Genomic DNA, 12,588 nt, shown 5'->3' with positions numbered 1-12,588 from the left:
TGCGTGGGAGATCCTCAGATTTACTACCCTCCGCATGGGAACACTGACGGGGAGTCAGTAGGAGGAACCCGTGCGCATCCTGAGATCCCATCGGCGCCCCTGCCCCGTGCGCCCACCGTCCCGCCCGTCCAACCCCACCCGGCCAACCGGTCCCTGTCGCACCAAGCGCACAACCCGCCCCTGGCGGCGGCAGGGCCCGGCCACCCTGGTCGCCTGCGCCACACTCGTCGCGGCGAGCTGCGCAGGGCGCCCCGCCACCCAGCAACCGGTCGTCGTCCACACAACCGCCGCCTCGGGCGGAGCAGTTGCCGCGACCACGGTCGACGACCCGGCTCAGTACGTGAACCCCTTCGTCGGCACGCAGTCACCCACCGACGACTACGGCGGCGGGGGTATGGCGGGCAATACCTTCCCCGGCGCCGTGGCCCCGCTCGGGATGGTGCAGTGGAGCCCGGACACGGTCAGCAGGCAGCCAGGCGGCTACGTCTACGACGACAACCGGATCCACGGCTTCAGCCTCACCCACATATCCGGCGCGGGCTGCGGCGACTACGACAACGTCCCGTTCATGCCGTTCCTGGGCAGCACACCGGTCGCATCCTCGACCTTCTCGCACACGAACGAGTCCGCCTCGCCGGGCACCTACTCGGTCACCCTGGACGACGGGATCCGCACCGACCTGGCCGCCACCCCGCGCTCGGGCATCGCGCAGTTCAGCTACCCGGCGGGCCAGCAGGCCTCGCTCACCGTCGATGCGGGCACCGCGGCCAACGCCGCCACCGGCAGCATCACCCTGGGCAGCGCGCAGCTCTCCGGGTACACCGACAGCGGCAACTTCTGCAACAGCGGCAACCACTACCGGCTGTACTTCACGGTCGCCTTCGACCACCCCTTCAGCCAGGCCAGCGTCTCCGGCGGCTCCCTGGTCCAGCTCTCCTTCGACACCACGACCAGTCAGACCGTCACCGCCCGCGTCGGCCTCTCCTTCGTCAGCGTCGCGGGCGCCCAGGCCAATCTGCAGGCCGAGCAGGGCTCCGACACCTTCGGGCAGGTGCAGACGGCCACCCGGGCGAGCTGGGACAGCATGCTGAGCCGGATCGCGGTCTCCGGAGGCAGCAGCACGGACACCCGGACCTTCTACACCGCGCTGTACCACGCGCTGCAGGACCCGAGCGTCTTCAGCGACGTGAACGGCCAGTACATCGGCTTCGACGGCCAGCAGCACACGGTCGCCGCCGGGCACACCCAGTACGCGGACTTCTCGGGGTGGGACATCTACCGCTCCCAGATCCAGTTGCTGGCGCTGCTGGCGCCGCAACAGGCCTCGGACATCGGCCAGTCGATCGTCAACCAGGGACAGCAGGACGGCTACCTGGACCGCTGGACGCTGGCCAACACCGGGACCGGGGTGATGGTCGGGGATCCGATGACGATCATCGCCAGCGATCTGTACGCCTTCGGCGCCACCGGCTTCGACGCCCAGACGCTGCTGCAGCTCGCGGTGACCGGGGCCGAGAACGACAAGGAGCGCGGCGACCACGAGGGGTACGACGCGATGGGCTACGTCCCCGCCAGCGCCGACTCGGAATCGGCCTCGGTGACCCTGGAGTACGCCAGCGCCGACTTCGCGATCTCCCAGCTCGCCCAGCGCCTGGGCAACTCCACGGTCTGGCAGGAGTTCCTGCACCGGGCGCAGGACTGGCGCAACCTGCTCAACAGCGGGACCGGCTACATCGGTCCGCGCAACACCGACCACAGCTTCCAGGCCCAGGACCCGACCTCCTCGAGCGGCTTCGCCGAAGGCACCAGCTCGCAGTACACCTGGCTGGTCCCGCAGAACCTGCAGGGCCTCATCGCCACCCTCGGCGGCGACAGCGCGGTGAGCAGCCGGCTCGACGCCTTCTTCGGCCACCTCAACGCGGGCACCAACGCGCCCTACGCCTACCTGGGCAACGAGCCCTCGGTGGCCACCCCCTGGATCTACGACTACGCGGGCAGCCCCTCCCGCACCCAGGCCGTGGTCCGCCAGGCGCTGACGACCCTCTTCTCCGACGCTCCGAACGGCGAGCCCGGCAACGACGACCTCGGGGAACTCTCGTCCTGGGCCGTCTGGGCCGCGGTCGGCCTCTACCCGGAGGTGCCGGGGCGCTCCGAACTGGCCATGGCCAGCCCGCTCTTCCCCGCCGTCACGATCACCCGCGGCAACGGCGTGGTGATCAACCTCAACGCCCCGGCCGCCGCCGACAACGCGCCCTACGTGACCGGACTGACGGTCAACGGCGCCCCCTCCGACCAGCCCTGGCTGCCGGAGAGCCTCATCAGCAACGGGGGCACCCTGCAGTACGCGCTGAGCAGCACCGCCAGCTCCTGGGGCTCGGCTGCGGCGGACGCCCCACCGTCCTTCGACGTCGGTCCTGCCACCCCGGTCACCGGGCAGGTGACCGGACTGGCCGGCAAGTGCATGGACGTGCTGCACAGTCAGACCGCCAGCGGCACCCCGGTGCAGATCTGGGACTGCAACGGCACCGCCGCCCAGCAGTGGACGCTCGCCTCCGACGGCAGCCTCCAGGCCTTCGGCAGCTGCCTGGACGTCACCCAGAGCGGAACGGCCGACAACACCAAGGTGCAGCTGTGGACCTGCAACGGAACCGGGGCCCAGCAGTGGTGGCCGCGGCCGGACGGCTCGCTGCTCAATCCGCCCTCCGGCCGCTGCCTGGACCTGCCGAACAGTGACACCACCGACGGCAACCAGCTGCAGATCTACGACTGCAACGGCACCGGTGCGCAGAAGTGGACCGTGCCGTAGCAGGTGACGGACGGTCAGTCCAGATAGCCGCGCAACTGGTCGGCGAACGCGTGATCACGCAGCTTGGCCAGGGTCTTGGCCTCGATCTGGCGGATCCGCTCCCGGGTCACCCCGAAGAGCGCGCCGATCTCCTCCAGGGTGCGCGGCCTCCCGTCGGCGAGCCCGTAGCGCAGTTCCACCACCTTGCGCTCGCGCTCGCCGAGCGTGGCCAGCACCGCCTCCAGGTGCTCGCGCAGCAGCAGGAAGGCGGCACTCTCGGCCGGGGAGGTGGCGTCGGCGTCCTCGATCAGGTCGCCGAGCGCCACCTCCTCCTCGTTGCCGATCGGGGTGTGCAGCGAGACCGGCTCCTGGGCCAGCCGCAGCACCTCGCGCACCCGTGCCTCGGACAGCTCCAGCACCAGGCCCAACTGGGCGGCGGTGGGCTCGGTGCCGTGCTCCTGGAGCAGCCGGCGCTGCACCCGCAGCACCCGGTTGATCAGCTCGACCACATGGACCGGGACCCGGATGGTGCGCGCCTGGTCGGCGAGCGCGCGGCTCATCGCCTGACGGATCCACCAGGTCGCGTAGGTGGAGAACTTGTAGCCGCGGGTGTAGTCGAACTTCTCAACGGCCCGGATCAGTCCGAGGTTTCCCTCCTGGACCAGGTCCAGCATGGTCAGGCCGCGGCCGATGAAGCGCTTGGCGACCGAGACCACCAGACGCAGGTTGGCCTCGATCAGCCGCCGCTTGGCGATCCGGCCGAGCACCACCAGCTGATCCAGCTCGTCGGCCAACGGGCCCTCGGGCAGGCCGTGTTCAGCGAGGTGCTGCTCGGCGAAGAGGCCGGCCTCGACCTGCCGGGCGAGCTCCACCTCCTCGACCGCGGACAGCAGCTTGATCCGGCCGATCTCGCGCAGGTACTGGCGGAACAGGTCGGCGGCGGGGCCCTGGGCGTCCTGGGCCGATGCCGCGGACGGGCCGCGATCGTCCGGCTCCTCGCCCTCGGACTCGGGCTCCGTCTCGACCTCGGTCTCGGGCTCGGGCTCGGTCTCGGTCTCGAACGCGTCGGCCTCGTCCGCCTCGGGCTCGTCGGCGTCCGACGCCGGCCCCGCCGCGGTGGGGCCGGGATCCGGCGCGGCGGGGCCGAATCCGGCCGCGAACCCGGCGGTCGGCGGCACCGCCTCGGGCGCTCTGACGATCTCCAAGGGGCCCACCCTCCGCGGGCGAGGACGCCCGGACGTCGACGGACTAAGACCCCTTCAGTGTGGGGTACGCCACAGGCCGACGCCGAGAGGGGCGCTGCTGAAAATCCGTCACCAACCGCCCGGCCGGGCAGCCGTGCGGCTCACAGCCCGGCGGATCCGCGCGTCTTGAGGTTGTCGTCGTACTGCTGCAGCGCCCACAACTCCTGCTGAACCGGAGCGAGTTCCTCGGCCGTGGCGCGGCTGCCCAGCCGCTGGAGCTGGGCGCGGACCTCCTGGACCCGGCGGCTGACCGAGGCCCGGCGCAGCTTGACCAGGAACTCGCCCGCGTAGATCTCGTCCGGCTTGCGCCGGGTCCGCACCGGCTCGACCGTCAACTCGTTGATCAGCGAGCGGATCTGGTCGTTCTCGGCGTTCTCCTGGACCTGGGTGAGGAAGTGCGGCAGCGCGGCACCGTAGGTGGTGCCGCCGGCCTTGCCGATCGACCGGCGCACGGCCGCGTACGGCGGCGCCGTGAACTCCTCCTCGCCGTACTGGTCGAAGGCCGGGCTCACCAGCTCCGGGTGCTGCATCGCGAGCTTGAGCAGCTCGCGCTCGACGAACTGCGCCGGGTCGCGCGGGTCCAGGCGCAGCACCGGCCGCGGCGGCGCGGCCTGCGGCTCGATCCGGCGCTGCTGCTGACCGCGGCCCTGCTGCGGCGACTCGCGCTGCCAGCGGGCGATCTGACCCACCCGGCGGACCACGAACTGCTCGTCCAGGATGCCGAGCAGGCCGGCGAGTTGGACCGCGTACTCGTGCCGGATCGACGGGTCCTTGATCTTGGCGACGATCGGGGCCGCCTCCTCCAGCGCGGCCGCGCGACCCTCGGCCGCGTCCACCCGGTGCCGGGCGACGGTGGAGCGCAGCGCGAACTCGAAGAGCGGCACCGGGTTGGCGATCAGCTCGCGGACCGCCTCCTCGCCCTGGGCCAGGCGCAGTTCGCACGGGTCCATGCCGCCGGGGGTGATCGCGATCGAGGTGCGGGCGGCGAACTTCTGGTCGTCCTCGAAGGCGCGCAGCGCGGCCTTCTGGCCGGCCGCGTCGCCGTCGAAGGTGAAGACCGTCTCGCCGCGGTACTGGCTGGTGTCCATCAGCAGCCGACGGATGATCTTGATGTGGTCCTCGGCGAAGGCGGTGCCACAGGTGGCCACCGCCGTGGTGACACCGGCCAGGTGACAGGCCATCACATCGGTGTAGCCCTCGACCACCACCGCGCGCCCCGACTTGGCGATCTCCTTCTTGGCGAGGTCGATGCCGTACAGCACGTGCGACTTCTTGTAGATCGGCGTCTCGGGGGTGTTGAGGTACTTGGGCCCGTTGTCGTCCTCGCGCAGCCGGCGCGCGCCGAAGCCGACCACCTCGCCCGCCACGTCCCGGATCGGCCAGACCAGGCGACCGCGGAAGCGGTCGATCAGCCCGCCGCGCTGGCCCTGCGAGGCCAGGCCGCCCTGCAGGATCTCCCGGTCGGTGAAGCCCTTGCCGCGCAGGTAGCGGACCAGGTGCTCCCAGCCGGCCGGGGCGTACCCGACGCCGAACCGGGCCGCCGCCTCGGCGTCGAAGCCGCGCTCGGCCAGGAAGGTGCGGCCGATCTGGCCCTCGGGCGTCTCCAGCTGCTCGCGGTACCAGGCGGCGGCCACCTTGTGGGCCTCCACCAGCCGGGTCCGCTCGCCCTGCTGCCCGCGCGAGGAGTAGCCGCCCTCCTCATAACGCAGCGTGATGTTGGCCTGCGCGGCCATCCGCTCGACGGCCTCGGCGAAGGAGAAGTGCTCGATCTTCATCAGGAAGGAGATCGTGTCGCCGCTCTCCTGGCAGCCGAAGCAGTGGAAGACACCCTTGCTCGGACTGACGTAGAAGGAGGCGGACTTCTCGTCGTGGAACGGGCAGACGCCCTTCAGCTGACCCCCGCCACCGTTGGTGAGCTGCACGTAGTCGCCGACGACCACGTCGATGGGCAGCGCGTCGCGCACCGCCTGCACGTCTTCATCCCTGATCCGTCCCGCCACCTTGGAAGTGTACGGGGTCGGTTCACGGTCGGGCGGCGGAAACCAGGCGGCCGTGCCAGGCCAGTGCCGAGGCATCGGTGAGGGTGGCGATCTGGTCGATCACGGCGCGTAGCGCCCCCTGGTCGTCCTCGGCCTCGGCGTACTGGGCGGCGAAGACCGGGTCCAGCTCGGCCGGGTCGCCGGCGGCCAGCAGCTCGGCCAGTTCGGCGATCACGATCCGCTGCCGGGCCCGCAGCTGGGCCTGCTCGTCGCGCTGCATCACGTAGCGCACGGCGACCGCCTTGAGCACCGCGCACTCCAGCCGCACGCCGGTGGGGACCACCAGCTCGGCCGCGTACCTGGTCAGCCTCCCCGGGCCGTAGCGCGCCCGGGTGGCCTGCTCGGCGGCCAGGCAGAACCGGCCGATCAGCTGGCTGGTCATGTCCTTGAGCCCGGCCCGCCCGCGCGGCGTGCCGTCGTAGGAGGCGGGCCACCACTCCTCGGCCTGCAGGCGGTCCAGCGCGGCGCCGAACTCCTCGGGCTCGGCGCCGGGCGCGTACCGCTCGGCCACCTTGAACAGCTCGGCCCGCTCGTCCGCGCTGCGCAGCGCGGCCGGGTCGATGTGCCCGGCGTACAGGCCGTCCTCCACGTCGTGGGTGGAGTAGGCGACGTCGTCCGACCAGTCCATCACGGTGGCCTCGAAGCACCGGCGGCCCTGCGGGGCCCCCGAGCGCAGCCAGCGGAAGACCGGCAGGTCGTCGGCGTAGACGCCGAACTTGGCGGAGTCCGGATCGAGCGGGTGGGCGCCGCGCGGCCAGGGGTACTTGGTGGCGGCGTCCAGCGCGGCCCGGGTCAGGTTGAGGCCGACGCTGCGCCCGGGGCGGGGGGCCAGCCGGGCCGGGGCCTCGTCGAGCGGCGCGAAGCGCTTGGGCTCCAGGCGGGTCAGGATGCGCAGCGACTGGGCGTTGCCCTCGAAGCCCCCGCACCGCTCGGCGGCCTGGTCCAGGGCTTCCTCGCCGGTGTGGCCGAACGGCGGGTGGCCGATGTCGTGCGCCAGGCAGGCGGTCTCCACCAGGTCCGGGTCGCAGCCCAGCGCAGCGCCCAACTCCCGCCCCACCTGGGCGCATTCCAGCGAGTGGGTGAGCCGGGTACGCGGGAAGTCGCTGCGCATCGGGACCACCACCTGGGTGGTGCCGGCCAGTCGGCGCAGCGCGGCGGAGTGCAGCACCCGGGCCCGGTCGCGCTGGTAGGCGGTGCGGCCCGGGCGCTTGTCCGGCTCGGGCACCCAACGGGCCTCGGCGTGCTCGTCGGGTCGGCCGCCGGATGGGCCGTTCGGTCGGTCGTCGTGCGGGTCCTGGTGCGCGGCAGCGTACGTGGCGTCCATAGGACAGCTACCGTACGCCGCCGCTGTGACGGTTCCGGAGCAGCGCGCTCGAAATGTTGCAGAGAACTCTCTGCAGAATCTCCTATGCAGAGAACACTCTGCAAGCTAGGGTCTTCACCGTGACCAACGAAACCCCCGCCGGGCCCACCGAGCCCACCCCGACGCCCGGCTCCCGGACCGTCGACCCGCGCAGCCTGCGCGCCCTCGCCCACCCGCTGCGGATGCGGATCCTGGACCTGCTCAGCGACCAGGGCCCCGCCACCTCGGCCAGGCTCGCCGCCCAGCTCGGTGAGAACACCGGCACCGTCAGCTGGCACCTGCGCCACCTGGCCGAGCACGGCTACATCGAGGAGGAGGAGGGGCGCGGCACCAAGCGCGAGCGCTGGTGGCGGCGCAAGGACCGCACGCTGGTACTCAGGACCCGCGACATGCAGGGCGATCCGCAGACCCGCCAGGCCCTGGAGGCCTACCAGCGGCACTACCTGGAGCGGACCTTCCAGCGGGCCGCCCGGGCGCTGTCCGTGCCGCTCACCGGCGACTGGGTCGGCGCCGGTCAGATGTCGGACTGGGGCGACGTACGGATGACGCCCGATCAGCTGCGGGCGCTGAACGCCGAGCTGACCGCGGTGGTCAAGCGCCATGTCCCCGGTCCGGACGCACCGGTGCCGCCGGACGCCCAGCCCGTCCTGATCCAGTTCCAGAACCTGCCCATGCTGCCCGAACCGACCGCGCCGACCGAACCGGCCGCGCCGACCGAGGAGTCCGAGTGAAGACCTCCACCGCCACCGCTGATGTCGCCGACACCTCCTGGGCCGCGGTGCCCCAGCGCAGCCTGCTGCGCCGCCACCGCGACTTCAGGCTGCTCTTCACCGGCGAGGTGGCCGGCAAGTACGGCTCCTCGGTCACCGGCCTCGCGTTACCGCTGATCGCCGTCACCGCACTGCACGCCACCGCCTTCGAGGTGGCCGCGCTGACCGCCGCCACCTGGCTGCCCTGGCTGCTGATCGGCCTGCCGGTGGGTGCCTGGGTGGACCGGCTGCGCCGGCGGACCGTCATGCTGGCCTCGGCCGCCGCCTCGCTGCTGCTCTACCTGACCGTTCCGGTGGCCGCCGTCCTCGGCCTGCTGAGCTATCCCCAGCTGCTGCTCGTCGCGCTCTGTGCCGGCACCAGCGCCGTCTTCTTCCAGACCGCCTACACCGCCTACCTGCCGAGCCTGGTGGCCGCGGCGGACCGCGCCGAGGGCAACGCCAAGCTGCAGGGCAGCGCCTCGGCGGCCCAGATCGTGGGCCTGGGCACCGGCGGCGCCCTCGCGCAGGTCTTCGGCCCGGTGGACAGCCTGCTGGCGAACACCGTGACCTTCGTGGTCTCACTGCTCTGCACCGGCTCGATCCGCCAGCGCGAGGCGCTCACCCCACCGGGCGACCGCAAGCGGGCGACCCTGCTCAGCGAGGTCGGCGAGGGACTGCGGGTGATCGCCCGGGACTCCTGGCTGCGCTGCTTCATGATCTACGGAGCACTGGCCAACCTCTCCCTGACGGCCACCCAGTCGATCCAGGTGGTCTTCCTGCTCGGCCGTGCCCAGCTGCCGGAGAGCGCGCTCGGCACCCTGATCGGCGCCGCCAGCATCGGCGGCATCGTGGGCGCGCTGGTGGCCCGCCGGGTCGGCGCCGCGCTCGGCACCGCCCGGGCGCTGCTCCTCTTCCTGATCGTGCTGCCCGCCCTGGAGCTGCTCGTCCCGCTCACCGGCCCGGGCACCGGGATGCTCTGCTACCTGGTCGGCGCCGCGGCCGTCTCGGCGGGCGTGGTGGCGGGCAACGTGCTGCGCGCCACCTTCACCCAGAGCTACATCCCCACCGAGTTGCTCGGCCGGATCACCGCGAGCGGCTCGTTCGTCAACTACAGCCTGATGCCGCTCGGGGCACTGGTCGGCGGGGCGCTGGCCGGCTGGCTCGGGGTGCTGCCCGCGATGTGGCTGACCTGCGCCGCGCTGCCGCTGGCGGGACTGACCCTGTGGTTCTCCCCGCTGCGCCGCTACCGCGACCTGCCGGCCGGATCGCTCGTCCGGGCCGTGGCCGCCTGAGCCGTCGCTCCGACCGCTGGCGCCGGCTCGACCAGGAAGCACCCGAGCGCCACGCCCAGCAGCGGCACCGCCCAGAGCACCGCGAGCACCCCCTGCGGACCGTGCCGCTCGGCGATCAGGCCGAGCAGCGGAGCGACCAGGCCGCCCACGCTGACGGCCAGGCCCAGCGTCACCCCCGCCGCGGTACCGGGGCGGCTCGGCAGGTAGTCCTGCCCCAGCTTGACCTGCACCGCGAACGGCAGATTGAGCGCCGCACCCGCCAGCAGCGCGAATAGCAGCGGCGGGTACTGCCCCGGCGTCAGCCGCAGGGCCAGCAGCGCCGGCACCGTCAACGCGGTGCCCAACTGGATGGTGCGCACCAGGCCGATCCGGTCCGCGAGCCGCCCGCCACCCAGCGTGCCGGCCACCCCGCCGCCCAGGAAGCAGGCCAGCGCGACGCCGCCGAGCAGGTGCGAGGCGTGCAGGTGGCGCAGCCAGTACAGCTCGACGAAGGTGCTGACGCCGAAGAAGACCACCGAGCGGACCACGTCCACCGCGGTCAGCACCGCGAACGGTCCCCAGCGGTCGCTGCCCGCGCGCACCCCTGCGGCAGCGGTGGCCGCGCCGTGGTGACGCCGCCCGGCCCGCAGCAGCGCACAGGCCATCAGCAGCGCGGGCGGCAGGAAGAGCGCGGTGGCCCCCACGCCCCAGGCCACCAGCGCGGGGGTGGCCAGCACCGGGGCCAGGAAGAAGCCGACGCTGCCGCCGGCCGCGAAGACGCTCATCGCGGCAGCGCTGTCACCGGCCGCCACCCGGGCCGCCTTGCCCGCCGCCGGGTGGAACATCGCCACCCCGAGCCCCGAGAGCAGCACCAGCAGCCAGACCAGTGGATAGGGGCGCACCAACCCGGACAGGCCGAGGCCGAGCCCGGCGACCGCGACCCCGGCCGGCGCGAGCCGGGGCAGCGCGAACCGGTCCACGGCCAGGCCGATGAACGGCTGCGGCACCGAACTGCCCAGGGTGGCGGCCAGGGTGAGCCCGCCGGCGGCCAGGTAGCCGTAGCCGCGGTCGAGCACGAAGTAGGGCACCACGGCCGGGACCAGGCCCTGGTAGAGATCGTCGACGGCATGGGCCAGGCCCCACAGGCGCATCCGGCGCCAGCCGGTCCCCCCGGGTGCCGCCGTACTGGTGGCTGGTGGATTCATACCGCCAGCCTGGCCCGGCGAGGTGGCTGCCGGCTTCCGCTACTCTGCCAACATATGTCGCCAACCCGCCATGACCCGGCCGGACCCGTCCGGCGGCCGCTCACCCACGGGGAGCGGGTCGACTGGCACCTGCACTCCGACAACCAGCTGATCTCGCCGGGCCTCGGAGTGCTGCGGGTCTTCACCCCCGCGGGCAGCTGGGTGGTCCCGCCGCACCGCGCGGTCTGGGTGCCGGCCGGCGTCGCGCACGCCCACCAGGCGCACGGCCCGGCCGAGTTGCGCTGCCTGGCCTTCGCGGCCGCACTCAATCCGCTCAGCCTGGACCGGCCCACCGTGCTGGCCCTCACACCCCTGCTGCGCGAGCTGATCGCCGCCCTGACCGGGCCGCAGGCGCTGGGGCGGGCGACCCTGGAGCAGGCCGTACTGGAGCAGTTGCGGGCCGCCCCGGAGCTGCCGCTGGGCCTGCGCACCCCGCGCGACCCGCGGCTGCGCGACCTGGCCGGGCTGCTGGCCGCCGACCCCGCGGATCCGCGCACCCTGGCCCAGCTCGGCGCGGCGGTCGGGGCCGGCGAGCGGACCCTCAGCCGGCTGTTCCGGCGCGAGACCGGCCTGAGCTTCCCGCAGTGGCGGGCCCAACTGCGGCTGCAGCACGCGCTGGCCCTGCTCGCCGAGGGGCGCTCGGTGACGGCCGTGGCGGCGGCGGCCGGCTACCGCTCGCCGAGCGCCTTCATCGAGGCGTTCCGGCTGGCCTTCGGCACCACCCCGGGGCGCTACCAGCGCGAGTCCTGAGCAGCCGCACCCGGGCGGCGCCGCCCCATCGCGCCCTGAGCCGCCGTCAGCCGCCGTCAGCCGCCGCGGACGCTCCGCAGCACCGCCACCGCCATCCCCTGCTGGCCCGCCGCGTTCGGGTGCAGCGGGGCGCGCCCGGCGGCGGGGAACGGCGGCTCGATCCAGCGGGTCGACTGGCCGGAGCACATGTCGTGGCCGAGCGAGGGCGTGTAGGTGTCCACGAACACCGCGCCGGCCGCCTCGGCCCGGTTCTTGAGCTCCGCGTTCAGCCGCTGCTCCTGCGCGGCCAGGAAGGCCAGATCACCGGCGGTGACCGCACCGCCGAGCAGCGAGCCGCAGCGTGCCGGATCGGCGGGCAGCAGCGCCGGGTAGCCGACCAGGTACACCTTGGCGTGCGGGGCCCGGCGGGTGACCTCGCCCAGCACCCCGGCGACGTTCTGCCCGACGGTGCCGATCACCCCGGTCAGCTTGTCGCTGCCGTCCGCCGCGGTGTACGAGTCCCGGCAGGGCGAGTCCTTGGCGCCCTTGGGATCGACCGCCCGCAGCAGCGAGGCGGCCACGCCCTGCTCGGCGCAGTGCTCCATCACCTTCATGAAGCCCGCGTCGTTGCCGCCGATCCCGATGGTGACCAGCCCGGTCGCGGCGCTGAGCGCGTCCAGCTGCGGCGGGTTGCTGCCGCCGGCCACCTGCTGGGCGGCCGTGAGGTCGGCCGTGGTGGCGGAGGAGCAGCTCACGTCGGTGAACCGGCCCGGCGCCAGGTGCAGGTCCGCGGCGACCAGCGAGGGGTAGTTGGCCGCCGAGCGGGAGCAGCCGCGCACTCCGCCGCCGGCCGGGTCGACCTTCAGCCCGGCCGTGTAGGAGTCGCCGATCGCCACGTACGGGCCGCTCGGCACGGCGGGCCTCGACACGGTGGCGCCCGGTGCGGAGGCCGCCCCGTGCGGGGCCGGCTTCGCACCGCCGGAGCAACCGGCCAGCGCCAGCAGCACGGCCAGCGTGCCCGCGCCCGCACCGGTGATACGGCCACACCTGGCTCGGCCGTTCACCCCCGCCTCCCGAAGGCCGTCGCCATGGAGGTCATGGCCACCCGGTCGTGACGGTCGGTCACCACCACCGAAGCAACGAACGACCGGGCGCCGATGACTC

General features: G+C 73.1%; 9 protein-coding genes. 4 read left to right on the top strand and 5 right to left on the bottom strand.

The features are described 5' to 3' along the window. The first annotated feature begins 70 nt into the window (after positions 1-70). Positions 71-2,806, top strand: coding sequence for a GH92 family glycosyl hydrolase (locus tag OG500_RS26400; RefSeq protein ID WP_329583855.1), 2,736 nt, complete (start codon positions 71-73; stop codon positions 2,804-2,806). Between the two features lie 14 nt (positions 2,807-2,820). On the opposite strand, the gene OG500_RS26395 is transcribed toward OG500_RS26400, so the two are convergent. The 3 genes from OG500_RS26395 to OG500_RS26385 all read right to left on the bottom strand — a co-directional run bounded on the left by OG500_RS26395 (position 2,821) and on the right by OG500_RS26385 (position 7,392). After that, on the bottom strand, positions 2,821-3,984 hold the full coding sequence (locus tag OG500_RS26395; RefSeq protein ID WP_442907150.1) for an RNA polymerase sigma factor: 1,164 nt from the start codon (positions 3,982-3,984) through the stop codon (positions 2,821-2,823). Positions 3,985-4,130: 146 nt separating this feature from the next. Further along, on the bottom strand, positions 4,131-6,029 hold the full coding sequence (gene dnaG / locus OG500_RS26390) for a DNA primase (protein ID WP_327069348.1): 1,899 nt from the start codon (positions 6,027-6,029) through the stop codon (positions 4,131-4,133). Positions 6,030-6,051: 22 nt separating this feature from the next. Continuing rightward, complete coding sequence (locus OG500_RS26385) at positions 6,052-7,392, bottom strand: deoxyguanosinetriphosphate triphosphohydrolase (RefSeq protein ID WP_327069347.1); 1,341 nt, start codon at positions 7,390-7,392, stop codon at positions 6,052-6,054. Positions 7,393-7,511: 119 nt separating this feature from the next. On the opposite strand from OG500_RS26385, the gene OG500_RS26380 reads away from it, so the two are divergent. Beyond that, positions 7,512-8,162, top strand: a complete 651-nt coding sequence (locus OG500_RS26380) for an ArsR/SmtB family transcription factor (protein ID WP_329583850.1) — start codon at positions 7,512-7,514, stop codon at positions 8,160-8,162. Further along, a complete protein-coding gene (locus OG500_RS26375; protein WP_329583848.1) occupies positions 8,159-9,472 on the top strand; it encodes an MFS transporter in 1,314 nt (437 codons plus the stop codon). Before OG500_RS26380 ends, OG500_RS26375 begins: the two co-directional genes overlap by 4 nt. Here OG500_RS26375 and OG500_RS26370 read toward each other — a convergent pair. Beyond that, positions 9,424-10,656 carry an MFS transporter gene (locus OG500_RS26370; protein ID WP_327069344.1) on the bottom strand — a complete coding sequence of 411 codons (1,233 nt, stop codon included), beginning with the start codon at positions 10,654-10,656 and terminating at the stop codon, positions 9,424-9,426. The two genes, OG500_RS26375 and OG500_RS26370, sit on opposite strands and share 49 nt — an antisense overlap. 54 nt (positions 10,657-10,710) lie before the next feature. On the opposite strand from OG500_RS26370, the gene OG500_RS26365 reads away from it, so the two are divergent. After that, entirely contained in the window at positions 10,711-11,445 is a 735-nt protein-coding gene (locus tag OG500_RS26365) for an AraC family transcriptional regulator (RefSeq protein ID WP_329583846.1), read from the top strand. Between the two features lie 56 nt (positions 11,446-11,501). Here OG500_RS26365 and OG500_RS26360 read toward each other — a convergent pair whose 3' ends face one another. After that, entirely contained in the window at positions 11,502-12,488 is a 987-nt protein-coding gene (locus OG500_RS26360) for an SGNH/GDSL hydrolase family protein (protein WP_329583844.1), read from the bottom strand. Between the last annotated feature and the right edge of the window lie 100 nt (positions 12,489-12,588).

The sequence above is a fragment of the Kitasatospora sp. NBC_01250 genome (assembly GCF_036226465.1).
Taxonomy (GTDB): domain Bacteria; phylum Actinomycetota; class Actinomycetes; order Streptomycetales; family Streptomycetaceae; genus Kitasatospora.
The sequence above is the reverse complement of the archived record's forward strand: the minus strand, read 5'-3'. Positions and strand labels throughout refer to the sequence as shown.

Bases quoted from the DNA above. Each gene is read 5' to 3' on its own strand.
- OG500_RS26385 (WP_327069347.1), bottom strand. From the start codon at position 7,392: ATGGACGCCACGTACGCTGCCGCGCACCAGGACCCGCACGACGACCGA.
- OG500_RS26370 (WP_327069344.1), bottom strand. From the start codon at position 10,656: ATGAATCCACCAGCCACCAGTACGGCGGCACCCGGGGGGACCGGCTGG.
- OG500_RS26365 (WP_329583846.1), top strand. From the start codon at position 10,711: ATGTCGCCAACCCGCCATGACCCGGCCGGACCCGTCCGGCGGCCGCTC.